Source organism: Zobellia uliginosa, from assembly GCF_900156625.1.
In the GTDB taxonomy this organism is placed as follows: domain Bacteria; phylum Bacteroidota; class Bacteroidia; order Flavobacteriales; family Flavobacteriaceae; genus Zobellia; species Zobellia uliginosa.
Genome location: NZ_FTOB01000003.1, coordinates 454,609 through 480,731 on the forward strand (window position 1 = coordinate 454,609; position 26,123 = coordinate 480,731).

Consider the following 26,123-nt stretch of genomic DNA (forward strand, 5'->3'; position numbering starts at 1 on the left):
CCGTCATTTTTATGATAGGAAATGGGTTTAAAGTATGGACGGCCGTGCGCAACGTATTAACAAAAAATGAGGCTAAGAAAAAAGAACTTTTAGTAATAGCCGAAAAAGAAAAATTGCATATCTCGGTTCTTAACTGGGTGTGACTAATGAAACATCGGTAGTAAAAGATGGATGCTTTGAAATTTTATAATGTAATGGAAGTTAATGTGTTAGTTCTGTTTTTTTAGAAATATTCATTTAAAACTTACTAGTGAAAAGAGTAGTGCAACTCACACCAATAATTATTGATTGAAATGTATCAAAAGAATAATTGCTTAGTTGATATCAGATCCAAGTAGCAATTCTTTTTCTTTTTTGCTTCTTATCAAAAAGGTATTAGAGACGATTTGCAATTATTAATAATAAAAACGAGAGATATGAAAAAAATAAATTTTTCACTTATATATTTTTTGATAGTGGTAAGCTATTCGTGTACCCCAAAATTTAGTATGACGATAAAGCCGACAACACTTTGCCCTAGAGAGGAATTTAAAATTGAGTGGGGGAGTAATGATATAAAAAAACTTAGGGTCGAAACAACTAGACCAACAGATCCACCGTTTTCTGGAGAGATAGCTAAGGAGGGGAAGGTTAACTTAACAGCTGAGGAATCAACAAGAATAACCATGTATGCACCAGATAATAGTAACCTAGGAGAAAAGATTATAGATGTTCAAATAATTGACGAAGATATAACTAGGACCTTAGACTTTTTATGGTCGGGTTGTGTGGTTGCCCAAGGACAAAGGGTCGGATATATCCCATTGTCTGATCTTAGTGTAAGTTCGGGAATTACAATAAAGGGAGTAGTTAATACTTCTGGAAGACATATTATTCTTAGTCATAGTGGTGTGAGTATACCGTTGGCACCAAATGAGGTGACAAATGGATTTAACTCTAATCCGTATAAAGGAGAGTGGAGCGTGAGATTGGATCCTAGACGGATACCTCCTCTTATTGATTCATTCACAATAGAGGGGTGTCCCTTGGGTGAAACCAACCCGGATCCAATAATAACCTATGTAGACCCTCCGTCTTTAACTGTGTCTATAACTATGGGGTGTTGATGAATCACCACAATCGTCCTCTTAGTTTTTTGAGTTATCGGTCAGATAAATAGAAAAGTGCTAAATCCTAAAACCTCCTTTAAAAAGGGGTGTCTAGGGATTTAGCACTTTTAAATATCAATTGTCCCGCGCTAGTCGTTGGGAAAATAGATCTACTTAAACGTTCTTGGCCAACCAATCACCAACTTCGCTTGTTTTGTACGATTTGGCGTCTTCGGAAAGGTCTTCGGTTACGATGCCTTCGGCTAAAGATTTGTTCACAACACGACGGATATCTTCGGCTTCTTCCTGTAGACCGAAATCTTCAAACATCATAGCTGCAGAAAGTACGGTAGCCAATGGGTTGGCAATGTCTTTTCCTGCGGCCTGTGGGTATGAACCGTGAATAGGTTCGTACAGTTTTGTTTTTTCGCCTACGGAAGCAGAAGGCATTAATCCCATAGAGCCTGAAATTACAGAGGCTTCATCGGTCAAAATATCTCCGAAAAGGTTTTCTGTGATGATAACGTCGTATCCTTTTGGCCATTGCACCAATCGCATGGCAACAGCATCAACAAATTCGTAAGAAACCTCAACCTCAGGATAGTCTTTTTCCATGGCCTGTACGGTTTCTCTCCATAAACGTGATGACTCTAAAACGTTGGCCTTGTCAACACAACAAAGGCGTTTAGAACGGTTCATGGCCATTTCAAAACCTTTTTTTGCCAAACGTTGAATCTCGGCGCGTGTGTAGGTCATGGTGTCAAAAGCCGTATTGCCATCGTCTTTTCTACCGCGCTCTCCAAAATATACACCACCGGTCAATTCCCTAAGGATAATCAAATCGGTACCTTCAATGCGCTCGCGCTTTAAGGGCGACTTATCGATTAAAGAAGGGAAGGTGAAAGTCGGGCGTACATTGGCAAAAAGACCCAGTTTTTGTCTCATTTTCAATAAACCTTGCTCAGGGCGAACTTTTGCGGAAGGGTCATTGTCAAACCTAGGGTGGCCTATGGCTCCAAAAAGAACGGCATCTGCACTGGCACAAACTTCATGGGTTTCATCCGGATAAGGTTCTCCAACGGCATCAATGGCCGCGGCGCCTGTCAACGCAGGTTTCCAGCTGATTTCATGCTTATATTTTGCTGCGATAGCATCGCAAACTTTTACGGCTTGGTCAATAACTTCGGGGCCGATTCCATCTCCGGCCAATAGTGCAATGTCTAGTTTCATTCTTTTTTAGCTTTACGCTACACGCCAATTACTTTGTGCTATGTATCTACTTTGGTGTGTAAGGTTAATTACATTTTATTTATCAAATTATTTAAACTTTTCCTGATCCTGTCAACGTTGTCATTAAGGTCCTCAAAAAATTGCCCTTCTATATATCCCAAATCCTTCGCTGAAACCGTAAAGTGTTCCAGTTCGTGGGCCGATAGCATAACTAAATGATATTGAGCATCTTTTCGGTCGCTTTGATCGCCGATACGGTTTGATCGGAATCCAGTCCCCGGGTAATCAATTCCTTATCGCCATTTTGCCAAGTGATTATAGTTTCACATAGGGCGTCTGAATTACTCCCCGGTGGAATCCTTACGGCATAGTCCGTTAGTTTCGGAAACTCCATGTTCTTTGAGGTGTAGAGTTTGCGAAGGGCATTCATAAATGCATCGTATTGTCCATCCCCTTGGGCATGGGCCTCTAAGAGCTCGCCATTGATTTCTAAGGAAACCGTAGTCGATGGACGTAGCCCCTTTGAATGGGTGAGTACGTAGGATCTTATGAATACTTTCTGTTGATGGTCGTCACCCTCGCCTAAAACATCGGAAATGATATAGGGCAGATCATCTTTGGTTACCCTCTCTTTTTTATCACCCAGTTCAATGATACGTTGGGTAACTTTTTTCAGCTCTTCATCGTTAAGAGTGAGTCCGAGTTCCTGTAAATTCTTCTGTATGTTGGCTTTTCCCGAGGTTTTGCCTAAGGCATATTTTCTTTTACGGCCAAAACGTTCGGGCAATAGGTCGTTAAAATACAAGTTCTTTTTACTATCCCCATCCGCATGTATTCCAGCGGTTTGTGTAAATACATTATCCCCTACAATAGGTTTGTTCGAGGGAATTCCGACCCCTGTAAAGGCCGAAACCAATTTACTGACTTTGTAGAGCGAAGACTCGTTGACCTGAATCTGAATGTTCGGTAAAAAATCGTTGATTACGGCAATGGCACTTGCCATTGGGGCATTACCGGCCCGTTCTCCCATACCGTTAACCGTTAGATGAAGACCATGGCAACCGGCTTTTACGGCTTCCATTACATTGGCGACCCCAAGGTCGTAATCGTTGTGCCCGTGGAAATCAAAATGGGCATCGGGGTAACGTGTTACGATTTCTGAAATATAGGCGTAGGTTTCCGAATAGGTGAGTACGCCCAAGGTATCGGGAAGCAAGACCCGTTTAATGGGTTGCTGTGTCAAAAAATCGAGGTATTGAAAAACGTACTCCTTTGAAGAGCGCATACCGTTACTCCAATCTTCTAAATAAACATTGGTGACAATACCGTTTTTTGAAGCCTGTTCTATAGATTTTGCAATATCGGAAAAATGTTCTTCAGGCGTTTTTTTAAGTTGATAGGTAAGGTGGTTCAACGAACCTTTGGTCAAGAGATTCTGTACTTTGGCCCCGGCCGTTTTCATCCAATCTATCGATACACCGCCATCAACGAAGGTGAGCACCTCCACTTTGTCGATACAATTCTTGTCAGAAGCCCATTGTGCGATTTGTTTGACGGCTTCGAGCTCCCCATCGGAAACCCGTGCCGAGGCAACTTCGATACGGTCAACTTTTAATTCTTCTAAAAGTAGTTTGGCCAAGGTCAGTTTCTCGGAAACGGAAAAGGATACACCAGAGGTTTGTTCGCCGTCTCGCAGCGTGGTATCCATAATTTCCAGTTTTCTTTTCATTTGCTCTAGGGTTTCTTTAGAACTGTATTAGGTTGATTTTCTAGCGATTGATGTAAAGGAAAAAACAACCTACCGAAACTCTGATGGTTCGGCAGATTGCGTTAATCTTTTAGGAGGTCTGCAACAGAAGCCTATAACGGTCTGTCAGCGGCAAATTCCTTGATTTCGTCCTGAATGTTCAAAAGGTAATCGATGTCGTCAAAACCGTTTAACATGTTCGCTTTTTTGTAAGCGTTGATGTCAAAACTTTCCGATTCCCCTGTGCTTTCAATGGTAATCGTCTGCTCAGGAAGGCTCACCTCAAAAGAGGCCTTAGGGTCGGCTTCGATGGCCTTAAAGATTTTATCTAAAAATTCGGCACTTACCTGTACGGGAAGAACACCGATGTTCAAACAGTTGTTTCTGAAAATATCGGCAAAGAAACTTGATACCACACAACGGAATCCGTAATCGTAAACGGCCCAAGCGGCGTGCTCACGGGAAGAGCCTGATCCGAAGTTTTTACCGCCGACCAAAATACGGCCGCTATAGGTTGGGTTGTTCAGTACAAAGTCTTTCTTTTCGGTACCGTCACTGTTATAACGCCAATCCCTAAAAAGGTTGTCTCCGAAACCCTTACGTTCGGTGGCTTTTAAGAATCTTGCAGGTATGATCTGATCGGTATCCACATTCTCTATGGGAAGTGGTACGGCCGATGATTTTAATATATTGAATTTATCGTATGCCATAATTTCAAATTGTAATTCTGAATTAAAAGTAAATTAGGATTAGGCGGTTTCAAGTTCCATTAAGTCCCTTGGATCGGTAACCTTTCCTGTTACTGCAGCCGCAGCGGCAACTAACGGACTGGCCAACAAAGTCCTTGAACCTGGGCCTTGTCTCCCTTCAAAGTTTCTGTTTGACGTGCTCACCGCATACTTTCCGGCAGGTACCTTGTCGTCGTTCATGGCCAAACAAGCCGAACAACCAGGCTCGCGAAGTTCAAAACCGGCTTCGTTCAAAATGGACAATAGACCTTCGTCTTTAATAGCTTTTTCTACCCTGTGTGAACCGGGAACCAACCAAGCGGTAACGTTAGGGGCTTTTTGACGGCCTTTTACCAAGGAGGTGAACAACCTGAAATCTTCAATTCTTCCGTTCGTACAGCTTCCCAAGAAAACAAAATCGATAGGTTTGCCCATCATGCTGTCTCCCTCACTGAAGTTCATGTACTGTAAGGACTTTTTGTATGTGGCAACGCCACCTTCAACAGCTTCCGCTTGCGGAATACCGTGTGTGATTCCGATGCCCATGCCAGGGTTGGTACCATAGGTAATCATCGGTTCTATGTCGGCAGCGTTGAAAGTAATCTCTTTATCAAATTCTGCGCCTTCTTCGGTAGGAAGGGATTTCCAATAGGCCATAGCCTTGTCCCATGCCTCACCGGTGGGCGTAAATTCCCTTCCTTTTACGTATTCGAATGTTTTTTCATCGGGGGCGATCATTCCTCCACGGGCACCCATTTCAATACTAAGGTTGCAGACCGTCATTCGGCCTTCCATGGTCATATCCCTGAAAACTTGTCCGGCATACTCCACAAAATAGCCTGTGGCACCTGATGTAGTCAATTGTGAAATGATGTACAAGGCCACATCTTTAGGGGTAACCCCTTTATTAAGGCTGCCCTCAACATTGATCCGCATACTCTTTGGCTTGGTCTGCATAATACACTGCGTAGCCAAAACCATTTCTACTTCCGATGTGCCGATACCAAAGGCGATGGCTCCGAAAGCTCCGTGAGTGGAGGTATGTGAATCACCACAAACGATGGTGGCGCCAGGTTGGGTGATGCCGTATTCCGGTCCTACAACGTGAACAATACCGTTTTTTTCATGCCCGAGACCCCAATATGAAATACCAAACTCATTGGAGTTCTCCTCTAACATACGCAATTGATTGGCGGAAAGCGGGTCTTCAACAGGTAGGTGTTGGTTGATGGTAGGGGTGTTATGGTCGGCCGTAGCAAACGTTTTTTCAGGATGCAGCACCTTGATGCCCCTATTTTTTATACCTAAAAAAGCAACGGGACTCGTTACTTCGTGCACCATGTGGCGGTCTATAAACAATACGTCAGGTCCGTTTTCAATGTGTTGTACCACATGCGAATCCCAAACTTTATCGAATAATGTTTTTTTTGTATTCATCTCATTTAAATTCTAAGCTCACAAATCTAACGAATGTGGGTGTTGTTAAGAAATTATTGTGGTTGAAAATTACGATGTTCAACTTATATAATTCCAGATATTTTTGTATTTCGCCAGCTGGGCGTACGTGTGTCTGATAGCCATATTTTCCGGTTTTTCAAGGCTGGGGTCGTCTTTTAATAATTGTATGGCATGGTACCTGGCCGTTTTAAGAATATCATTGTCTTTTACGATATCGGCAATCTTTAAATTCAGTACGCCACTTTGTTGGGTGCCCATGATGTCCCCAGGGCCACGTAGCTTTAGGTCGACCTCGGCAATTTCAAAGCCGTCGTTGGTATGTACCATGGTCTGTAATCGGGTTTTGGCTTCGGTAGATAATTTGTGCCCGGTCATGAGGATACAGAAACTCTGGTCGGCACCCCGGCCCACACGACCCCGCAACTGGTGGAGTTGCGATAGGCCGAATCGTTCGGCGCTCTCTATGATCATCACGGAGGCATTGGGGACGTTTACGCCTACTTCTATAACCGTAGTGGCGACCATGATCTGGGTTTCTCCCTTTACGAAGCGTTCCATTTCATAATCTTTGTCCGCCGGCTTCATTTGTCCGTGTACAATGGAAATCTGGTAATCGGGTAGGGGGAAGTCGCGCGCAATGCTTTCATACCCATCCATTAAATCTTTGTAATCTAAGGCTTCAGACTCTTGAATGAGGGGGTATACGATATAGACTTGACGCCCTTTTTTTATTTCGTCCCGTATAAATTGAAAAACCTTTAAGCGGTTGCTATCGTACCGGTGTACGGTTTTTATGGGTTTTCTTCCAGGAGGGAGCTCGTCGATTATGGAAACATCCAAGTCGCCATAAAGGCTCATGGCCAAGGTGCGGGGAATGGGCGTTGCCGTCATGATCAATATGTGGGGCGGAATCTGGTTCTTGCGCCAAAGCTTGGATCGTTGTGCAACACCGAACCTATGCTGTTCGTCTACAATGGCGAGTCCTAAATTTTTAAATTTCACCTTGTCTTCCAATAGGGCGTGGGTGCCTATTATAATGTTGAGTTCGCCGCTTTCCAGTTTTTCGTGGATCGGACGCCGGTGCGCCTGTTTTACCGAGCCCGTCAAAAGGGCACAGTTGATGCCTGTACCTTTAAGAAGGTCTACGATACCGGTATAGTGTTGGTTCGCCAAAATTTCAGTGGGGGCCATAAGGCAGGCCTGAAAACCGTTGTCAATGGCCAAAAGCATGGTCATTACGGCGACTATAGTCTTTCCGGAGCCTACATCGCCCTGTAAAAGGCGGTTCATTTGGGCATTACTTCCTAAATCGGCCCTGATTTCCTTGATGACCCGCTTTTGGGCACCCGTAAGCTCAAAAGGTAAGTGGTTTTTGTAAAAATCGTTAAAAAGAACACCCACTTGGTCAAAGTTAAAACCCTTTATTTTTTGCTTGTGCAACATGTTCTTGGCAATCAATTGAAGCTGAATGTAGAACAGCTCTTCGAACTTTAACCGGAATTGGGCCTTGGCCAATAGCTCTTGGTTCTTTGGAAAATGTATGTTGAACAGGGCTTCGCTCTTGGGGATAAGCTTTAGCCCGAACATCAATTTTTCCGAAAGGGTCTCGGTAAACCTCCCCTTGGTTTCAATGAATATTTGTTGAACCAGTTTGCTTATTACCCGGTTGGTAATTCCTTTGTTGCTAAGTTTTTCGGTTGATGGATACACGGGTTGCATCAACACCTTAAGGCCTTGCTCATGGTCTTTTAAAAGTTCCATTTCGGGGTGGGGCATAGAAAACTTGCCGTTGAACCAATTGCATTTTCCGAAAATCACATATGGGGTGTTCAGTTTTAAATTTTCCCTGATCCATTTTTGTCCCCTGAACCACACCAGTTCCATCTCGCCGGTCTCATCGACAAAATTGGCAACAAGGCGTTTGCCTTTTTTTTGCTCCACGGTTTTGATGTGTACTACCTTTCCGATAACCTGCACATCTGCATTGCTGCGCTGCAGTTGGTTTATCTTGTAGTAACGGGTTTTGTCAATATAACGGTTGGGAAAAAGATTCAGTAAATCTTGAAACGTATGTATACCCAATTCAGACTGTAAGGTTTGGGCCCGATTGGGGCCTACACCTTTTAGGTATACAATAGGTGTCTGAAGTGAATTAGCGTTCATGGGACTAAAATAGGTGATAGGTGCAATTGCGACAAACTAAAACATTAAATTTGGTCTACTATTTGTTTCTAAAAATTCATGAGATACTTTTTTTTACTTCTTTTTTTCGGTTTTGTTTCTTTTTCCTTTGGGCAGCATCAAGATAAGGTCGACTTTGTTCGTGCCGATGTATATATAGAACCCGTCCCTTTGAATAAAGAGGTCAAGGGGAGGGTGGTCTATCGATTTGACGTGCTTCAAAATGTAGACTCGGTTTTTCTCGATGCCAAGGATATGAGGTTTGAAAAAGTGGAGTTGAACGGCAAGCAGGTCGATTATATTACGACCGACAAGACGATTTCCATTCGTAAAAAGCTAAAAAAGGATACATCCCACAAGCTTACGATAGCCTATGTGGCCAAACCAAGGCAAACGGTTTACTTTTTGGGCTGGGGCGATAAAATAGAAGGGAACGAACAGGTGTGGACGCAAGGTCAGGGTAAGTACACCAGTCATTGGCTGCCTAGTTTTGACGATATGAACGAAAAGGTCGAGTTCGACTTGGCCGTTCAGGCAAATCACCCCTATGAGGTAATTGCTAACGGTAAATTGGTGTCGGTCTCTAAGGGCGACAATGGTAGGCCTGTGTGGCTTTTCGATATGGAAAACCCTATGAGTAGCTACCTCCTAGCCTTTGCCATCGGCCATTATAGCAAGCAAGAACTGAGGTCTTCAAGGGGTGTTCCCATTGTAAATTACTTCTATCCGAAGGATAGTGCAAGGGTTGGGCCTACTTATCGCCATACCCAGCGGATTTTTGATTTTTTAGAGAATGAAATAGGGGTTTCCTACCCTTGGCAGGATTACAAGCAGATTCCGGTAAGGGACTTCCTTTACGCGGGGATGGAAAATACGGGGGCTACTATTTTTTCCGATGGATATGTCATAGACGCTACGGCCTTTGTGGATAAGAACTACATCAATGTCAATGCCCACGAATTGGCGCACCAGTGGTTCGGTAATTTGGTTACTGAAAAAAACGGAAGCCATCATTGGTTGCAAGAGGGCTTTGCTACCTATTATGCCTATTTGGCCGAAAAGGAAATTTTTGGTGATGACCATTTCTATTGGAAATTATTCGACACGGCCAAGGAACTACGTGAAATGAGCGAAGGTGGTAAAGGTCAGGCCCTGGTCGACCCTAAAGCCAGTAGCGCCACTTTTTACGAAAAGGGGGCTTGGGCCTTGGTGATGCTCAGGGAGTTGGTAGGGGATAGGCCCTTTAAAAAAGGGGTTTCCGATTATTTGAACGCCCATCGATTCAAAAATGTAACAATCGACGATTTTTTAAAGGAGATGGAACAAGCGTCAACCATGAGCCTGGAGGGATTTAGGGTAAAATGGTTGGAGTCCTCCGAATTTCCATGGGATGAAGCCAAGACCTATCTCATGAATAAGAACGAAGCCCTTTCCGCCTTTCTTGGGTCGGGACACGAACTGAAGGATTTGGAAAAGGAACTACGGGCGGAAAGGCCGGTACAGTATAAAGTAGCCTTGGTAGATGAACTGGCCCAAGAGATTTTGGAACAAGATCGGTTCGCTCCTTTATTTGGGCATCCTCAGTTAAAAGTCCGCCAAAAAGCTATTCAGCTGGTCAACCAAATTTCAGATGTCCATAAGGAAAGTGCGGAAAAATTATTGGGCGATTCCAGTTATATAACCCGAGAGTTGGCCCTGTTCAAGCTTTGGTCGTCTTTTCCCGAGAGCCGTAAGGTCTATTTGGATGCGACGAAGGAAGTGGTCGGCCTGCCGAACAAGAATGTCCGCTTACTGTGGTTGTTCCTCGCCGTGGCTACCGAAGGATATGAGTCGGAAAACACCCGGAAATACTTTTCGGAATTAATCGCTTATACTTCGCCCGAATATGGTTGGGAAGTGCGTATCGGGGCTTTCCAGTATTTGCGGGAAATAGGTTTTACAGACGAGGGGCTGGCTAATCTTATAAATGCAACCAACCACCACTCTTGGCAATTTAAAAAGTATGCACGGGGCCTAATCGGGCAACTTTTGGAAGATCAAGAGTATAAAACCCGTATTGAAAAGTTGGAAGGGAAACTAAACCAAGAGGAAACGCGTTATATTAGCACCAAACTAAACTAAATCATGAGGGCATTGGTCATATCGGGCGGAGGTAGTAAAGGCGCTTTTGCAGGAGGCGTAGCGCAATACCTTATGGAGGAACTCCATCACAAGTACGACCTGTTTTTGGGAACGTCTACGGGCAGCTTGCTGATTTCGCACCTGGCCCTTCAGAAAATCGAAAAAATCAAGGAGGTGTATACCTCGGTGAACCAGCATAGTATTTTTAGCAATTGCCCCTTTACCATACAAAAGAAGCACGGGGTACACACGATCGGTATCGATCACTGGAACGTGCTGAAGAATTTTTATAAGGGAAGGAAAACCTTTGGGGAAAGCCGAAACCTTTTGAAACTGATTAAAAGGACCTTGACGGTAGAAGAGTTTGAAATTTTAAAGCAGGGGCCTAAGGAAATTATTGCTACGGTTTCCAATCTTTCCTTAAATCAAGTGGAGTATAAAAGTATAAACGACTACAGTTACGAAGAGTTCTGTGAGTGGATATGGATTTCGTGCAACTATACTCCATTTATGAGTTTGGTGCGCAAGAACGGCTGTGAATATGCCGATGGTGGCCTTGGGAATATGGTGCCGATAGAGGAAGCTATAAAACGAGGGGCCAAAGAGGTCGATGTTATTGTATTGCAGACCGAGGTGAGCCATTTGAACCGCTTGCCGTCACGTAATGCCTTTTCCTTGCTTACTACCATGTTCGAATATATGCTTGATCGTATCGAGCATCAAAATATAAGGATCGGCAAATATGTTGCCAGGCATAACGATGCCATTATCAATTTCTATTATACCCCGACCGTGCTCACCACGAATTCCCTTATTTTCGATAAGGAAAAAATGACGGTCTGGTGGGAGAGTGGCTATAATTTCGCAAAATACAAGAATACGGAACTCAACCAGATCGAACCGGAAAAAGGCGAGGTGCTCTAAAAAAAAAGACCACCGAACAAAAATATGCCCAGTGGTCTACTAGAATGAAAGGATTCTAATTGATTTATTCCCAAAGGTATTTGATCTCTTTTTTGATAAAAGAGAGTGCGGTACCTGAAGGGGATTGTTTTTCCATCGTTTCCGTTAAGATGTCTTCCCTTAGTTTGTCGGCCGATTCGGTTTCGCTCATGGCCGCTTTTCTGATCATTTGTACCGTAGCGCTTTTTGCCGCCTTGATAACGTTCCAACACTCGTCGGTCATGTAGATCTGTTGCGACAGATTGTGTTCGAACTCGGTCTCTATGCTTTTGATCAGCAAACTTTCGTAGGCATTTTTATCGGACGATTTTGGGGCCACGCGAACCACTAGGCTCGGTATGGCGATGCGCTCAAGAAAAAGGGCCATGCGTTCATAGGCTTGCAAGCGAACCGGAATAGTGCTCTTCTGCGAGTCTTTGTGCAAAAGAAAACGTCTACGTCCTTCTTCGTTCTTGGTGTGCATCTTAAAAAAGTAAAAGGCCACAACGCCAGTGACTACCGCCGGTAATAAAAAACCGAACATTTGTAAAATTCCTTCTCCAGACATGTTTTTGGTATTTGGTTAATTTGGGTATTAGAACGGAGGATTTTAGCAAAAAGTATATGACGTTTCGTATAACTTTTAGTTCTTCATGTGCTCTCTTACCATCAGGTAAAACTTGTCGAACTCAGGGTGGATGTTCACTTGTACCCCTTCTTTTAGATTTCCGTCCCGTCCAAGGGCCTTAATGCGCTCTGCGGGAATATTGAACTTACTTTGAAGCAATGTGGCCAATGCTACGGCTTGCTTGGCCGGGGTTTTAAGGTCTCCAGTCATACTAAGGCCTTCAATGGTCACCGCTGTAGTAGGGTTGGCATTTAAGATGTTCGCTATTTTTTCCACCCAAGCTTCGGCCTGTGGGGTCGGGGTCGTTCCTGTGTCGCTTCCAAAGAGGCTGGCGAGGTCAGACGAAATCACCACGGCGCCTTCCGAAACACCGATTTTGGCATTCTCGCCCATAGTCTGTTTTACGTTGGTAAGAACCACTATGGTGGTAGAATCGTTTGTGGCAATTGCATCCTTGATGGCCTTTAACTGTCTTTCCTTGGCTTCGAGGCTTTCCATGGCGCTGTTTACAATATTCGAATTTTTGTTCGATACCTCGGCAAAACTGTTTAGGTTTTTCATGAGGGTGTTGTTCGCGTCTTGAAGCTCGGTGACCTGCGATTCAAACGATTCGGCCTTGGCTACGGCTACTTTTTCGTTCTTTCTGGCGTCGAATATCTCGGCGTTAACAGAGTCTAACTGCGACTTTAATTGGTCGATTTCGGCTAAAAGATCACTTTTTCTCTGGGCTTGTAACGATATACAGGTACATGCGATAAGGCCAAGGGCAAGTAGGGATTTTTTCATGAATTACACTGATTAATTATTTTGTTAATATGATTTGGAAATACTAAATAACCGTTAACAAATGTATATTATTCTTTGGTGTTTTCACAATGCTTTCCACCTAAGTAAATACAATCGTATAGTTTTTGCATGTTCTCGAACGGTACTTTTGTCTTGTTATATCCATAGGCAGAAGCCAAACTACGACTTAGGTCGTTGTCGTCGACGTTTAGTTGGATGTCGTCCATAGTGTATTGACAAGGGTGTTCGTATCCCGAAGCATGGGTGATTTCCAAGAACTCTTTTCTAAAGGTCATAAAATATTGTGCCAGGCGGTCGGACTTTAACGGTATGTCAATGCCTTTTTGCAGCCACTTGTTCTGGGTGGCTACCCCTGCGGGGCAGCGGTTGGTGTGACACACTTGCGCCTGAATACAGCCAATGCTCATCATGGCTTCACGGGCCACGTTGATACAGTCTACGCCCATGGCAAAGGCCATGGCGGCCTTGGCGGGAAAACCGAGTTTTCCACTGCCGATAAATACGATGCGATCGGTGAGTTTGCGTTTGAGGAATACCTTGTAAAGGCTTGAAAATCCGTATACCCAAGGCAAGGATACATGGTCGGCGAATGATGGTGGAGCGGCGCCCGTTCCGCCTTCCCCGCCGTCAACGGTGATAAAGTCAGGACCTTTGCCTGTCTTTTCCATTAGATCGGCCAGTTCTTCCCATTGGTCCAATTTCCCGATGGCTCCCTTGATCCCTACGGGCAATCCGGTTTCTTCCGCGATGTCCTCAATAAGCTGTAAAAGCTCCGCTATGTTGTTGAACGCCTTATGGGTAGCGGGCGAGAGTACGTCCTTGCCGACTTCCACACCGCGTATATCGGCGAGTTCCTGAGTTATCTTGGCTCCGGGCAATACACCGCCTTTTCCAGGTTTGGCCCCCTGTGATAATTTGATTTCTATGGCTTTTATACTGGGGTTTTCCTCCACGAGTCTTTTCATTTTTTCCATGGAAAAATTGCCATCAGGCGTACGTACGCCAAAATAGCCCGTTCCAAAATGGAAAATGACATCGCCGCCCTGCTTGTGATACGATGAAAGTCCGCCTTCGCCGGTATTGTGATAGGCGCCAGACTTGGCCACCCCTTTGTTCATGGCTTCAATGGCCGCGGCCGATAATGATCCAAAACTCATTGCCGATACGTTGATGATGGATTTGGGCCGAAAAGGCTTCCGTCTGTTGTTGTAGGCACCCATGACCTTGGCGCAGGGAACAAAGGTTTTGTCGATGGCATTGATATGGCCTTCGGGTACCTTGTAGGCCATCATCTGGTTCTTTACGAAAATGTGCTGATGGGCATAGATATCGCGATCGGTACCAAAGCCTTCGTAATTGTTCTCTTTTTTGGCGGAAGCGTATATCCATCCTCTTTCGATACGGTTGAAAGGAAGTTCTTCGCGGTTATTGGCCACAAAATATTGACGCATTTCGGGCCCTATGCTTTCGAGCCAATAACGTAAATGTCCGACAATCGGAAAATTGTGTGAAATGGTGTGGGAACGTTGAAAAAAGATGTCGCGAATACTCACTAAAACAAGAATGATCAAAAGCCATCCCCACCAAGGAATGGCCTGTAAAGTGTCGAGAATTTGGCTCATAAGTAGTAACGGTATATTTAAATTGATGATTTAAGTTGAGTGTTTTAAGTTATTGCTTGTTAAGATAATCAATGCTTATTTCTGTCAAGGCTTTAACACCGAGGAGCAAACCACTATCATCAATGATGAAATCGGGGGTGTGGTGTGGAAACGATGCTGTATTTCCTGGGGTCATTCCTCCTAAAAAGAAAAAGAACCCGGGGACTTCCTTTTGGAAATATGAGAAATCTTCAGCTCCTGTAACGGCTTTTTGGGGCTGTACATTGTGTTCGCCCGCCACTCTGTTCAGGGTGGGGAGCATTTGTGTAACCAGGTCGGGGTCGTTGTAGGTGATTTCCGTTGCGTCTACAATTTCAATGGAGGCATCACCGCCATAGGCCTTGGCGATAGCGGGCACCATTTCTTCCATACGTTTGTTGATAAGGCTTTTCATGTCGTAATCAAGCGTACGTATGGTGCCGATCATTTCAGCGTCTTCCGGAATGATGTTGAAGCGAACACCGCTTGTGATCTTTCCTACCGTGATTACGGCCGCCTCGTTAGTGAGTTCGGCTTCGCGGCTGATTATGGTCTGTAGTCCGTCGATGATCTTGGCGCTGATCAATATGGGATCGACTCCCGACCAGGGGCGGGCGCCGTGGCTTTGTTTTCCTTTTACCCTGATGGTGAATTTTTGCGCTGCGGCCATGGTTCCTCCGGATTTATAACGGATGACGCCAACGGGCGTTTGGGAGTTGATGTGGAGTCCGAAAATGGCATCGACATCGGGATTTTTTAATACGCCTTCCTTGACCATGAGTAGGGCTCCGCCTTCTTCCCCAGGAGGGGGACCTTCTTCGGCAGGTTGGAAAATGAATTTTACGGTCCCCTTTATTTTGTCAGTATGTTTGGAAAGGATTTCTGCAACGCCCATGAGGATGGCCGTATGGGTATCGTGTCCGCAAGCGTGCATGACAGGGGCTTGCTCTCCTTTAAAATCGGCGGTTACGGTGGATTTAAAAGGGAGTTCGTTTCGTTCAAGAACGGGAAGGGCATCAATATCGGCCCGTAAGGCCACCACCTTGCCAGGTTTTTTTCCTCGCAGAATGCCGACAACCCCGGTATGGGCTACCCCGGTCTGCACTTCTAAGCCCAGGGCGGTCAGGTGTTCGGCTATTTTTTCGGCCGTTTTAAACTCGCGATTGGAGAGTTCGGGGTTTTGGTGGATTTCCCTTCGCCATTCGATGACCTTGCTTTCGATCGCTTTGTAGTCCTTCTCGAATTTTTGGGCCAAGGTCGGAAGGGTGAGCCCAAAATAGAACAATAGGCCTATGGATAGTTTTGTCATGCGATAAAGGGTTTGTCGATTTTATTTTTTTTCACTGTGATTTATTTTACGGAAGCTTTTTGTTATAAAAAGTCCGAAAGAGGCTATATTTCTGATTTTCTGTTTAAAATACCCCTTCTAAAGCGCAAAATTTGACATAATAAGTGAATATATCAACAAAATGGATAAATTCATTGTTAATTACTTTAACACTTTGGGGTTTTATCTTTTTAATTGTCGTATTATCTTTAGCGATACTTTAGTTCCAAACCCCTGATTTATGTCCGATAATTCCCAGTACACAGAAGACAATATCCGTTCACTCGATTGGAAAGAGCATATTCGACTGCGACCTGGTATGTATATCGGTAAGTTGGGCGATGGCTCATCTGCCGATGATGGTATATATATATTATTAAAGGAAACCATAGACAACTGTATCGATGAGTTTGTAATGGGGGCGGGTAAGACCGTAGAGATTTCCATTCAAGGTGAACGTGTAATCGTTCGCGATTACGGTCGCGGTATTCCTTTAGGTAAGGTGGTGGATGTGGTTTCAAAAATGAACACCGGTGGTAAGTACGACTCGCGTGCCTTTAAAAAGTCCGTTGGTTTGAACGGTGTAGGTACCAAGGCGGTAAATGCCCTTTCGAGTTATTTCCGTGTAGAAAGTACGAGGGACGGAAAATCAAAGTCCGCCGAATTTAAGACCGGGGAACTACAGAACGAGGAACTGCTAGAGGAAACCACTAGACGTAGGGGGACCAAGGTCACCTTTATTCCTGATGAGACCATATTCAAGAAATTCAAGTATAGAAACGAATACGTTGAGCGCATGCTCAAGAATTATGTCTATCTCAATCCGGGGTTGACCATAGTTTTCAATGGGGAAAAATTTCACTCCGAGAACGGTCTAAAGGATTTATTGGAAGACAATAACAACGCCGAAGACATTCTTTACCCGGTAATCCACCTTAAGGGGGAAGATATCGAAGTGGCCATTACGCACAGTAAGACCCAATATAGCGAGGAGTACCATTCTTTCGTAAACGGACAGCATACGACCCAGGGCGGTACGCACCAAGCGGCCTTCCGTGAGGCCTTGGTAAGGACGATTCGTGATTTTTACGGAAAGAATTACGATGCATCCGATGTTCGAAAATCGATTATTTCTGCGATTTCCATCAAGGTGATGGAGCCGGTTTTCGAAAGTCAGACCAAAACCAAGTTGGGGTCAACGGAAATGGGGGGTGATTTCCCGACCGTACGTACCTATATCAATGATTTTATAGGGACACATCTCGATAACTACCTGCATAAGAACCCTGAAACGGCCGATAAGCTTCAGCGTAAGATCATGATGGCCGAAAAGGAAAGAAAGGAACTTTCCGGTATTCGGAAGCTGGCGCGCGACCGGGCGAAAAAGGCTAGTTTGCACAATAAGAAGTTAAGGGATTGTCGCGTGCACTTGGGCGATATGAAAAACGATCGCCGTTTAGAGAGCACCTTGTTCATTACCGAGGGGGATTCCGCTTCGGGGTCCATTACCAAATCAAGGGACGTGAATACGCAGGCTGTATTCAGTCTACGAGGTAAGCCCTTGAACTCTTATGGCATGTCGAAAAAAATCGTTTATGAAAACGAGGAGTTCAATTTGTTGCAAGCGGCATTGAATATTGAGGAGTCGATGGAAGATTTGCGATATAACAATATTGTAATCGCTACGGATGCCGATGTGGATGGTATGCACATTCGCTTACTTTTGATTACCTTCTTCCTGCAATTTTTTCCAGAGTTGATAAAAGAAAATCATTTGTATATTTTGCAAACCCCATTGTTCCGTGTCAGGAACAAGAAGGAAACCATATATTGCTATAGTGAGGAAGAGCGAAAAAATGCAATTCAAAAATTGACCGGTAAAGCTGAAATAACACGCTTTAAAGGTTTGGGTGAAATATCGCCCGATGAGTTCAAGCATTTTATCGGGGGGGATATTCGCTTGGAACCCGTAATGCTCGACAAGGCTATGTCCATAGAGCAATTATTGAGTTTTTACATGGGCAAGAATACGCCCGACCGACAAGAATTCATCATAGAAAACCTTAAAGTAGAGGTTGACCTTGTGGAAGAAAATCAATTATAAACCAAAGAAATACGATTTTTTCTGAATGGAGGAAAATGACGAGCTGAACGAAGCTAACAATCAGAATTCGCCTGAAGGCCAATCGGAGCAATCCGCCGAAGAAGGCCAGGGGCAAGTCAATGATTCGGAGGTAACGGATGGAGAAGACCAGGGACAGGATGACGCGCTTACGCGGGTTACCGGAATGTACAAGGACTGGTTTTTGGATTATGCATCCTATGTAATCTTAGAGCGCGCGGTGCCGGCCATAGAAGATGGTTTTAAACCTGTGCAACGGCGTATCATGCATTCTTTAAAAGATCTTGATGATGGTCGTTACAATAAGGTGGCCAACGTGGTAGGGCATACGATGCAGTACCACCCGCATGGTGATGCCAGTATTGCCGACGCCATGGTGCAGATCGGGCAAAAAGACCTTTTGATAGATACCCAGGGTAACTGGGGGAATATTTTAACGGGTGACCGCGCAGCGGCCTCGCGATATATTGAAGCGCGATTGTCGAAATTTGCCTTAGAGGTGGTTTTTAGTCCGAAAATTACCGAATGGCAACTTTCATACGATGGTAGAAAAAAAGAACCGGTAAACCTTCCGGTAAAGTTTCCATTGCTTTTGGCGCAAGGGGCCGAAGGTATTGCAGTTGGACTTTCGACCAAGATATTGCCGCATAACTTTATCGAGTTGATAGATGCCTCTATTAAGCACTTAAAAGGTCAGCGCTTCAAGTTGTTTCCCGATTTCCCAACAGCAGGGATCATCGATGTATCCAATTACAACGACGGACTCCGTGGGGGGAAGATCCGGGTACGGGCCAAGATTGCCCAGCAATCGAAATCTACCTTGATTATAAGTGAGATACCCTATGGAACCAACACTTCTTCTTTAATCGATTCCATTCTCAAGGCAAATGAAAAAGGGAAGATAAAGGTCAAGAAAATTGAAGACAATACCGCTGCCGAGGTAGAGATATTGGTGCATCTGCCGCCAGGTATCTCGCCAGACAAAACTATTGATGCCCTATATGCCTTTACGGCTTGTGAATCTTCGATTTCTCCCTTGGGGTGTATTATTGAAGACAATAAACCCCTGTTTATAGGGGTGACCGAAATGCTGCGCCGTTCTACGGATGCTACGGTGGAATTGCTTCGACAGGAGCTAGAGATCCAACTTTCGGAACTGGAGGAGCAGTGGCATTTTGCCTCTCTGGAAAGAATATTTATAGAAAACCGTATTTACCGCGATATTGAAGAGGAAGAAACGTGGGAAGGGGTTATTTCGGCGATCGATAAGGGGCTTGCTCCGTATACAAAACATTTAAGGCGTGCGGTGACCGAGGAGGATATTGTTCGCTTGACTGAAATCCGTATTAAGCGTATTTCAAAATTTGATTTAGATAAGGCGCAGCAACACCTTGACAATCTGGAAGAAAGAATATCGGAAGTAAAACATCATTTAGAGCATCTGACGGATTATGCCATCGCTTATTTCCAAAAACTGAAGGATACCTATGGTGAGGGACGTGAGCGTAAATCCGAAATACGTCTTTTTGATGATATTGAAGCGACCAAGGTGGTCATTCGAAATACAAAACTATATGTAAACCGCGAGGAAGGCTTTGTCGGAACCTCGCTAAAGCGCGATGAGTACGTAACCGATTGTAGTGATATCGATGATATTATCGCTTTTACCCAAGATGGAAAGATGATGGTTTTTAAGGTCGATTCAAAGACCTTTGTGGGCAAGGGGATAATCTATGTTGCGGTATTTAAGAAAAAGGATAAGCGTACGGTGTACAATATGATCTATAGGGATGGCAAAGGTGGCCCTACCTATATTAAGCGCTTTAATGTGACCAGTATTACGCGGGACAAGCATTATGAGATGGGCAAGGGTAAGCCGGGTACTTTGGTACATTATTTTTCGGGCAACCCTAATGGGGAGGCCGAGGTGGTAACGGTGAACCTGCGTCATGTGGGGAGTATTAAAAAATTGAGATGGGATATTGATTTTGCCGATATCATGATCAAGGGGCGGGCCTCGAAAGGTAATATCGTAACCAAATACGCCGTAAAACGCATCGATTTAAAAGAAAAAGGACTTTCTACCCTAAAACCGCGAAAATTGTGGTTCGATGAAACGGTTCGGCGCTTGAATATGGATGAGCGCGGGGAATTCTTGGGGGAGTTCACTAGTGAGGATCGATTGTTGATCGTGAATCAGACCGGTCTTGTGAAAACCGTAATTCCTGAATTGACGCTCCATTTCGATGAAGATATCGTTGTTCTTGAGAAGTGGATTCCGAAAAAACCTTTATCGGTAGTGTACTGGGAAGGGGATAAGGGGTTGTATTATGTTAAGCGCTTTCTGATAGAGCATCCCGATAGGGAAGAAAATGTGTTGACCGATCACCCAAAATCGCATCTTGAGATATTCAGTACCGATTACAGGCCAATGATCGAGGTGATTTACGCGAAGAAGCGTGGTCAGGAAAGAAAAGAGAATTGGTCGGTGAGTCTAGAGGAGTTTATTTCCATTAAGGGTATAGGGGCCATGGGGAATCAGCTGACTAAGGAAAAGGTTTTGGAAATCAATGTTTTGGACCCTTTGCCGTATGAAGAGCCCGAGCCTCAAAAAACCGAGGATATCGAGGTGGTTGATGAGGAAAGTTTAGGAAGTAATGCCAGTACCAAGGCGGATGGGTCGACTGATCCGAAATCGGATAAAGGAGGCGATGATGATGATGTGCAGACCTCTTTGTTTGAGTAATTTTTGATGATGAAATCGTGTCAGGGAGAATTCGCTGGAATGAGGCGAGTTTTTTTGGAAAAAATAAAAAATCGAATAAATTGTTCAATATCGGCGCTTGAAAAAGCGTCGATAGAGCTTGAGCTTTTTATATTAAAATAAAATGATACTTCACGGAACCATATTTGTGTTGGCTATACTGTAATAGTCTTAAATGATGAACATAATGCAAATTAGGTCTTATTAATGTTATCTTTGGCCAAAATTGTTTGAAATATGGATTTGACGAACCCCCTAATTTATGGTGTGCCCTGCTTTATAGCATTTATTTTGCTAGAAATCACTTATAGCCACACGCACGGAGATAAAGACCTCTATGTGTGGAAAGATTTTATGGCCAGTGGTGCAATGGGTATCGGTTCGGCAATATTGGGCCCGCTTATCAAAGTGACCGTTCTTATTACGGTATTTACATATACCTATGAATTTTTTAACCCTGTAGTCGATGGGGTTCGTACCAATATAATGGGGTATGAGTCTTTCGGGTATTCATGGTATGTTTTCTTACTGTGTCAATTAGCCGATGATTTTACCTATTACTGGTTTCATCGGGCCAACCATGAAGTGAGGATATTGTGGGCCGCACATATCGTACACCATTCTTCTGATCATTTTAATTTAGGTACGGCTATTCGTAATGGGTGGTTTACGCTTTTGTACAAGCCGTTTTTCTATATGTGGATGCCGGCAATCGGTTTCCCTGTGGAGGTGGTGATTTTTGCCTTGGCCATCGAGTCTTTCTGGCAATTTCAATTGCATTCAAAGTATGTGCCTAAAATGGGGTGGGTCGAAAAGATTTTCAACACCCACACCATGCACCAGGTGCACCATTCCCAAAACGTGGAATATTTGGATAAGAATCACGGGGGATTTCTGAATATCTTTGATAAGATGTTCGGTACCTGGAAAGAGCTTGATGATGATGTGGAAGTGAAATTCGGTGTTATCCATGCGCCTAAAAGTTATAATCCCCTAGTAATCCTTACCCATGAGTTTAAGGATATATGGGCCGATGTTAAAAAGGCCAAGAAATTTTCGCATAAGCTAATGTATATTTTTGGACCTCCGGGATGGAGTCCTGACGGCAGTACGCTAACGGTAAAACAGCAGCAACGACTCTTTAAGGAGCATCGGAAAAAGAGTCCTGAAGTGGCTTATAGTCGACCGAATTAAGAAAGGCTTTATGATAAACAAAAAAACGACCCGTTTAGGTCGTTTTTTTTGTTTAAATACTCTATTGAAATTAGTTGCGTGTCACTTATTGAAGTTTTGGTTCAATCGTAAATCCGCCATGGGCAGTTGCTGTTTTGCAATGTTCGGTATTTCGATTTTGGACAATGAAGGTGTGGGGTGTCTGTCTTAAACCGGGTTTTTAAGCCTTTTTAAGGTTGTTTTTGTATCTAGGTAGGGTTGGTGTTGTTTCTTTTTTAAATCTACATGCAGAAGCCATGTGTGGAGGTGATAGGACTTTGGGAGCTTGTCTTGTGAGCTGAAATTGCTTGCGGGAAAAAGCTGCGAGTGCTTACTCTATTTTTATGGCGGTACCTCTGGAAGGTTGGCCTTGGCCTACGATATTGAATTCAAAAGTATACGAATCCTCTGTTGTGGATAGTATTTTCATGTGGATCGATTGCTCTTCCGATTTGTTTTTCGGATTCAGCTTTTTAACGATGTATTCGCAATCGTTGATCCATCGAACAGATGATGAATCCGCTTTTCCTTCGTAGTAATCGATTTCGAGGTCGCCGTAACGTTCGAACAGTGTTGTTTTTTCTTCGCCGTCAATAGTGGTGGTGAACGAGTATTTTCCGTCCTTGAAATCAGTGCAGTTTCTTTCGGGCTGGTAACACGACGCCGTTAGGAGCAGCGTAGCCATAATGGGGAGTATTTTCTGTATCATTCCTGCAAAATAAAGAAATAAAAGCCTATTTATTGTCATAAGCCTTAAAACTTCCATCGGAATAAAAGATGACGATTTTCTCAATGGTTTTTTCCGATTCGGCAACTACCTTTTGTACAATGCTTTGTGGTGGGGAAGAAGGGGTTTTGGGTTTGGGGCGGGGAGCTTCTTCCTGTTTAGGTTCTGGAGGGAAAGATCCCTTCCCGTTAAGTAGCCAATAGAGGTTTACCTCGGGAAAAGCCTTTACGACTTTTAAAACAAAATCGAGACTTGGTTTGTTTCTGCCGGATAACAGGTGTGATATGCTCGAGCGCTGTACATTGATTTTGTCCGCGAAACCCGAGGCGGACAAGCTGTAATAGCTTAAAAGATGCTCTAGGCGTTGAATGAAATCCGTCGTGTTTACCATTGTAACAATTATTAGGTTAAAAGTAGTGAATTTGATGCAAATACGGCTCCCTTTAACATTTAAACATGAAATTATGCAGGTGTGTTACTTTATATAATAGTATATAATTAACTGAATATAAGTTTGTTATGTTTTAAAATCATTTGTTGTGCAAAAAATAGGTGTTTTTCGTTTACAAATGTATAGATGAGCTAAAGCGCCCTTTAAAATGTAGTTTACAATTGTGTATTTTAATGGTTACATTTGTAAAATAATTAGGGCTTATTTTTGCGGTTAAAATATATAGGCCAAATGAGCATTACACCATCCCACTATAATACGATCAAGGAAAGTTCGGTTTACGGACGCTATGTTGTTAACGAGCAGATTTTAGATTTTTTAAGTAGCAATGAAGGTCGGCATCAAGTAAAAACTATAGGGAGTTCCGTGCAGGGTCGTCCGATAAAAAGTCTGCAAATGGGTGTGGGGCCCATAAAGGTTTTAATGTGGTCTCAGATGCACGGCAACGAATCGACCACAACGAAGGCGGTGTTGGACTTGGTCAACTTTTTGAATGAGGGGACTCCCATCGCTGAATCCATTTTAAAGAATTGTACGCTGTTGATCATTCCGATGTTGAATCCTGATGGGGCATCGGTATATACACGTGTAAATGCAAATCAGGTCGATTTGAATAGGGATGCGCAGGATAGGACGCAGCCCGAGAGTGTTGTTTTGCGAGGGGTTTTTGAAGCCTTTGGGCCAGATTACTGTTTGAATCTTCATGATCAGCGTACCATATTTAATGTGGGATTTACCGATAAGCCGGCAACGGTATCGTTTTTGGCTCCGGCCCACGACCCTGAACGCAGTATTTCAAAAACAAGGGGAGTGAGTATGCGGTTGATCGTAGCGATGAACCAACTTTTGCAAAAAATGATTCCTGGTCAGGTGGGACGATATGACGATGCCTTTAATGCGAATTGTATTGGTGATAGTTTTCAGATGTTGAACGTGCCGACCATTCTGTTCGAGTCCGGTCATTATCCGGGCGACTATGATCGAGAGCGTACAAGGGAGTATATTTTTTATGCTTTGTTGAAGGTGTTGGAGGTGATTTCGGAAAATACTATAGGTGCCTATCCGCAGCAAGACTACTTTAATATTCCTGAAAACGGAAAGTTGTTTTATGATATCCTTATTAAGAATGCCCAAGTTCTTGGAGAAAAATGGGGAGAGGGAGAGGCCATTGGTATTTTATATGTGGAAACTTTAAAAGGAAATACCTTGGAATTTGTACCTTCGCTCGCTAAATCTGGGAAACTAGACGGGTGCTTCGGCCATAAAACGTACGATTGTCTTAATGAAACCGATAGGGAGGAACTAAGGCAACAGTCTTTTTATCAGCTGATTAAAGCGTGAATTTTTTGAACATTATTTTTTAAAATCATTGAATCTTTACGTTTTTGTTAAAAAAATGCAAGTTTTAATGCGTATTATTCCTTAATTTTTTAATTTTGCCGAAAACACAACCACGATGGGAAAAGTAAAATTAGACGAAATTGATCACCAGATTCTAGACATGTTAATCGATAACACTAGAACTCCTTTTACTGATATAGCTAAAAAACTTTTGATTTCTGCAGGTACGGTACACGTACGTGTGAAGAAAATGGAAGAAGCAGGTATTATAAAAGGATCATCGCTAACCTTGGATTATGTAAAGCTAGGGTATGCCTTTATCGCTTATGTAGGAATCTTTTTGGAAAAAACGCATCAGACGAAATTCGTTCTAGAGCGATTGGAGCAAATTCCAAACGTAACTGTTGCACATATCACTACGGGTAAATTCAATATCTTTTGCAAGATTAGGGCGAAAGATACCAATCATGCCAAGAACATTATCTTTAGAATCGACGATATCGATGGAATCAGTCGTACGGAAACCATGATTTCCCTTGAAGAAAGCATAAATGATAAAAAGAGGTTGATGCATACGATTTTTAACGAATTGTAGAACTACCTATTGAGATAATCATAAATTCCCGGGTGGTCGAACTGCCCGGGAATTTTTATTTGTATCCTATGAGAACTACCGATATAGTACTGCCGAAACCGGCACCCTTTTACAAGGCTTATATTGATGTATTGGGCGATGTGGAACTTTTGGGTATGCTCGAGCGACAATTGGATAATTTTCCAAAATTTATCGAAAGCATTCCCGACGATAAAATGTCGTATGCCTATGGCCCGGATAAGTGGACGACTGCCCAAGTACTTTTGCATATCATCGATTCGGAACGCGTGTTTCAGTATCGTGCCCTTCGGTTTTCGAGAGGGGATCAAACTTCCTTACCGGGATTTGATCAAGATTTGTACGTACTCAATTCCGAAGTGGAAAAGCGTTCAAAAGAAAGTATCATAAAGGAGTATCGGACCGTGAGGGAAGCTACTATATCGCTCTATAGGAGTTTCGACCCGTCAATTCTAGGTCGTGAGGGCTTAGCCAGTAGCTTGCCGTGGAGCGTTGCTTTACTGGGCTTCGTTATCTGTGGGCATCAAAAACACCACCGTAATATTTTGCGGGAGCGTTATCTGCCATAAGTTTTCTTGAGGTAGACTTTAGTCAAGTTCTTCCGCTTCGTTTTCGGACGAATTTTCAAATTCAAAATCTCGATGTTCCGATTCGTTCAGAATGGGCGATTCCTTGTCTTCGAGTTCCTTTTCCATATTCTCTTCGAAATTGGCGATAAAATTAGAAAGGCTCTTGCTGATCTTTACGAGGTAAATAGTGTCGGAAGTCCTTATTTCTACGGCTTCAACAATCTCCCCTTTTAGGTTTTTGAAAATGATGATGTCATCGTCTCCATAGCCACTAGGGTATGTTTCAATGAGCAATGCGGCTAACTGATGGTCTAACTTTTGGTAATCTACTAATTTTCGTAACATGGTAGGTCGGTTTTTAGACCCGATGTTTTTGGGTCGATTAATTGATTTGGGTTATAAATCCGTACCTAAACTATGTAATTTT

General features: G+C 43.5%; 21 protein-coding genes. 9 read left to right on the plus strand and 12 right to left on the minus strand.

Going from position 1 to position 26,123, the window contains the following annotated elements; genetic code table 11:
• Window positions 1-416 precede the first annotated feature (416 nt).
• Window positions 417-1,106 carry a hypothetical protein gene (locus tag BW980_RS10400; protein WP_076455156.1) on the plus strand — a complete coding sequence of 230 codons (690 nt, stop codon included), beginning with the start codon at window positions 417-419 and terminating at the stop codon, window positions 1,104-1,106.
• Window positions 1,107-1,262: 156 nt separating this feature from the next.
• Here BW980_RS10400 and leuB read toward each other — a convergent pair whose 3' ends face one another.
• The 5 genes from leuB to recG all read right to left on the minus strand — a co-directional run bounded on the left by leuB (window position 1,263) and on the right by recG (window position 8,414).
• Window positions 1,263-2,318: a 3-isopropylmalate dehydrogenase gene (leuB, locus tag BW980_RS10405; RefSeq protein WP_076455157.1), complete on the minus strand. Its 1,056-nt coding sequence runs from the start codon at window positions 2,316-2,318 to the stop codon at window positions 1,263-1,265.
• Window positions 2,319-2,529: 211 nt separating this feature from the next.
• Window positions 2,530-4,047, minus strand: coding sequence for an alpha-isopropylmalate synthase regulatory domain-containing protein (locus tag BW980_RS10410; RefSeq protein ID WP_076455158.1), 1,518 nt, complete (start codon window positions 4,045-4,047; stop codon window positions 2,530-2,532).
• Window positions 4,048-4,178: 131 nt separating this feature from the next.
• Entirely contained in the window at window positions 4,179-4,775 is a 597-nt protein-coding gene (gene leuD / locus BW980_RS10415) for a 3-isopropylmalate dehydratase small subunit (RefSeq protein WP_013995879.1), read from the minus strand.
• Between the two features lie 39 nt (window positions 4,776-4,814).
• Window positions 4,815-6,230, minus strand: a complete 1,416-nt coding sequence (gene leuC / locus BW980_RS10420; protein WP_076455159.1) for a 3-isopropylmalate dehydratase large subunit — start codon at window positions 6,228-6,230, stop codon at window positions 4,815-4,817.
• A gap of 78 nt (window positions 6,231-6,308) precedes the next feature.
• Window positions 6,309-8,414: an ATP-dependent DNA helicase RecG gene (recG, locus tag BW980_RS10425; RefSeq protein WP_076455160.1), complete on the minus strand. Its 2,106-nt coding sequence runs from the start codon at window positions 8,412-8,414 to the stop codon at window positions 6,309-6,311.
• A gap of 78 nt (window positions 8,415-8,492) precedes the next feature.
• Between recG and BW980_RS10430 the strand changes: the two genes are divergently transcribed.
• Both BW980_RS10430 and BW980_RS10435 read left to right on the plus strand, forming a co-directional pair.
• On the plus strand, window positions 8,493-10,553 hold the full coding sequence (locus BW980_RS10430; RefSeq protein WP_076455161.1) for a M1 family metallopeptidase: 2,061 nt from the start codon (window positions 8,493-8,495) through the stop codon (window positions 10,551-10,553).
• Between the two features lie 3 nt (window positions 10,554-10,556).
• A complete protein-coding gene (locus tag BW980_RS10435; RefSeq protein ID WP_076455162.1) occupies window positions 10,557-11,477 on the plus strand; it encodes a patatin-like phospholipase family protein in 921 nt (306 codons plus the stop codon).
• 64 nt (window positions 11,478-11,541) lie between these two features.
• Here the strand turns inward: BW980_RS10435 and BW980_RS10440 are convergent, their stop codons facing one another.
• The 4 genes from BW980_RS10440 to BW980_RS10455 form a co-directional block, all read right to left on the minus strand.
• The gene (locus BW980_RS10440; RefSeq protein WP_076455163.1) at window positions 11,542-12,063 is read right to left on the minus strand and encodes a DUF7935 family protein; all 522 of its coding nucleotides are present in this window, start codon (window positions 12,061-12,063) and stop codon (window positions 11,542-11,544) included.
• A 75-nt stretch (window positions 12,064-12,138) separates the two neighbouring features.
• Complete coding sequence (locus tag BW980_RS10445) at window positions 12,139-12,909, minus strand: OmpA family protein (protein ID WP_076455164.1); 771 nt, start codon at window positions 12,907-12,909, stop codon at window positions 12,139-12,141.
• A 68-nt stretch (window positions 12,910-12,977) separates the two neighbouring features.
• On the minus strand, window positions 12,978-14,552 hold the full coding sequence (locus BW980_RS10450; RefSeq protein ID WP_076455165.1) for an FMN-binding glutamate synthase family protein: 1,575 nt from the start codon (window positions 14,550-14,552) through the stop codon (window positions 12,978-12,980).
• Window positions 14,553-14,601: 49 nt separating this feature from the next.
• A complete protein-coding gene (locus tag BW980_RS10455) occupies window positions 14,602-15,879 on the minus strand; it encodes an amidohydrolase (RefSeq protein WP_083690452.1) in 1,278 nt (425 codons plus the stop codon).
• Window positions 15,880-16,138: 259 nt separating this feature from the next.
• On the opposite strand from BW980_RS10455, the gene BW980_RS10460 reads away from it, so the two are divergent.
• The 3 genes from BW980_RS10460 to BW980_RS10470 all read left to right on the plus strand — a co-directional run bounded on the left by BW980_RS10460 (window position 16,139) and on the right by BW980_RS10470 (window position 21,977).
• On the plus strand, window positions 16,139-18,001 hold the full coding sequence (locus BW980_RS10460) for a DNA topoisomerase IV subunit B (RefSeq protein ID WP_076455166.1): 1,863 nt from the start codon (window positions 16,139-16,141) through the stop codon (window positions 17,999-18,001).
• A 25-nt stretch (window positions 18,002-18,026) separates the two neighbouring features.
• Window positions 18,027-20,765, plus strand: a complete 2,739-nt coding sequence (locus BW980_RS10465; RefSeq protein ID WP_076455167.1) for a DNA gyrase/topoisomerase IV subunit A — start codon at window positions 18,027-18,029, stop codon at window positions 20,763-20,765.
• 255 nt (window positions 20,766-21,020) lie between these two features.
• A complete protein-coding gene (locus BW980_RS10470) occupies window positions 21,021-21,977 on the plus strand; it encodes a sterol desaturase family protein (RefSeq protein WP_076455168.1) in 957 nt (318 codons plus the stop codon).
• A 349-nt stretch (window positions 21,978-22,326) separates the two neighbouring features.
• On the opposite strand, the gene BW980_RS10475 is transcribed toward BW980_RS10470, so the two are convergent.
• On the minus strand, window positions 22,327-22,704 hold the full coding sequence (locus tag BW980_RS10475; protein ID WP_076455573.1) for a DNA topoisomerase IV: 378 nt from the start codon (window positions 22,702-22,704) through the stop codon (window positions 22,327-22,329).
• Window positions 22,705-22,729: 25 nt separating this feature from the next.
• Entirely contained in the window at window positions 22,730-23,113 is a 384-nt protein-coding gene (locus BW980_RS10480; protein ID WP_076455169.1) for a helix-turn-helix domain-containing protein, read from the minus strand.
• A gap of 291 nt (window positions 23,114-23,404) precedes the next feature.
• Between BW980_RS10480 and BW980_RS10485 the strand changes: the two genes are divergently transcribed.
• The 3 genes from BW980_RS10485 to BW980_RS10495 all read left to right on the plus strand — a co-directional run bounded on the left by BW980_RS10485 (window position 23,405) and on the right by BW980_RS10495 (window position 25,696).
• The gene (locus BW980_RS10485; RefSeq protein ID WP_076455170.1) at window positions 23,405-24,514 is read left to right on the plus strand and encodes a M14 family metallopeptidase; all 1,110 of its coding nucleotides are present in this window, start codon (window positions 23,405-23,407) and stop codon (window positions 24,512-24,514) included.
• 115 nt (window positions 24,515-24,629) lie between these two features.
• Window positions 24,630-25,109: an Lrp/AsnC family transcriptional regulator gene (locus BW980_RS10490; RefSeq protein ID WP_013995861.1), complete on the plus strand. Its 480-nt coding sequence runs from the start codon at window positions 24,630-24,632 to the stop codon at window positions 25,107-25,109.
• Between the two features lie 68 nt (window positions 25,110-25,177).
• On the plus strand, window positions 25,178-25,696 hold the full coding sequence (locus BW980_RS10495) for a DinB family protein (RefSeq protein WP_076455171.1): 519 nt from the start codon (window positions 25,178-25,180) through the stop codon (window positions 25,694-25,696).
• An 18-nt stretch (window positions 25,697-25,714) separates the two neighbouring features.
• Here BW980_RS10495 and BW980_RS10500 read toward each other — a convergent pair whose 3' ends face one another.
• A complete protein-coding gene (locus BW980_RS10500) occupies window positions 25,715-26,041 on the minus strand; it encodes a hypothetical protein (protein ID WP_076455172.1) in 327 nt (108 codons plus the stop codon).
• Window positions 26,042-26,123 lie beyond the last annotated feature (82 nt).

Bases quoted from the DNA above. Each gene is read 5' to 3' on its own strand.
- BW980_RS10400 (WP_076455156.1), top strand. From the start codon at position 417: ATGAAAAAAATAAATTTTTCACTTATATATTTTTTGATAGTGGTAAGC.
- leuB (WP_076455157.1), bottom strand. From the start codon at position 2,318: ATGAAACTAGACATTGCACTATTGGCCGGAGATGGAATCGGCCCCGAA.
- BW980_RS10410 (WP_076455158.1), bottom strand. From the start codon at position 4,047: ATGAAAAGAAAACTGGAAATTATGGATACCACGCTGCGAGACGGCGAA.
- leuD (WP_013995879.1), bottom strand. From the start codon at position 4,775: ATGGCATACGATAAATTCAATATATTAAAATCATCGGCCGTACCACTT.
- leuC (WP_076455159.1), bottom strand. From the start codon at position 6,230: ATGAATACAAAAAAAACATTATTCGATAAAGTTTGGGATTCGCATGTG.
- recG (WP_076455160.1), bottom strand. From the start codon at position 8,414: ATGAACGCTAATTCACTTCAGACACCTATTGTATACCTAAAAGGTGTA.
- BW980_RS10430 (WP_076455161.1), top strand. From the start codon at position 8,493: ATGAGATACTTTTTTTTACTTCTTTTTTTCGGTTTTGTTTCTTTTTCC.
- BW980_RS10435 (WP_076455162.1), top strand. From the start codon at position 10,557: ATGAGGGCATTGGTCATATCGGGCGGAGGTAGTAAAGGCGCTTTTGCA.
- BW980_RS10440 (WP_076455163.1), bottom strand. From the start codon at position 12,063: ATGTCTGGAGAAGGAATTTTACAAATGTTCGGTTTTTTATTACCGGCG.
- BW980_RS10445 (WP_076455164.1), bottom strand. From the start codon at position 12,909: ATGAAAAAATCCCTACTTGCCCTTGGCCTTATCGCATGTACCTGTATA.
- BW980_RS10450 (WP_076455165.1), bottom strand. From the start codon at position 14,552: ATGAGCCAAATTCTCGACACTTTACAGGCCATTCCTTGGTGGGGATGG.
- BW980_RS10455 (WP_083690452.1), bottom strand. From the start codon at position 15,879: ATGACAAAACTATCCATAGGCCTATTGTTCTATTTTGGGCTCACCCTT.
- BW980_RS10460 (WP_076455166.1), top strand. From the start codon at position 16,139: ATGTCCGATAATTCCCAGTACACAGAAGACAATATCCGTTCACTCGAT.
- BW980_RS10465 (WP_076455167.1), top strand. From the start codon at position 18,027: ATGGAGGAAAATGACGAGCTGAACGAAGCTAACAATCAGAATTCGCCT.
- BW980_RS10470 (WP_076455168.1), top strand. From the start codon at position 21,021: ATGGATTTGACGAACCCCCTAATTTATGGTGTGCCCTGCTTTATAGCA.
- BW980_RS10475 (WP_076455573.1), bottom strand. From the start codon at position 22,704: ATGATACAGAAAATACTCCCCATTATGGCTACGCTGCTCCTAACGGCG.
- BW980_RS10480 (WP_076455169.1), bottom strand. From the start codon at position 23,113: ATGGTAAACACGACGGATTTCATTCAACGCCTAGAGCATCTTTTAAGC.
- BW980_RS10485 (WP_076455170.1), top strand. From the start codon at position 23,405: ATGAGCATTACACCATCCCACTATAATACGATCAAGGAAAGTTCGGTT.
- BW980_RS10490 (WP_013995861.1), top strand. From the start codon at position 24,630: ATGGGAAAAGTAAAATTAGACGAAATTGATCACCAGATTCTAGACATG.
- BW980_RS10495 (WP_076455171.1), top strand. From the start codon at position 25,178: ATGAGAACTACCGATATAGTACTGCCGAAACCGGCACCCTTTTACAAG.
- BW980_RS10500 (WP_076455172.1), bottom strand. From the start codon at position 26,041: ATGTTACGAAAATTAGTAGATTACCAAAAGTTAGACCATCAGTTAGCC.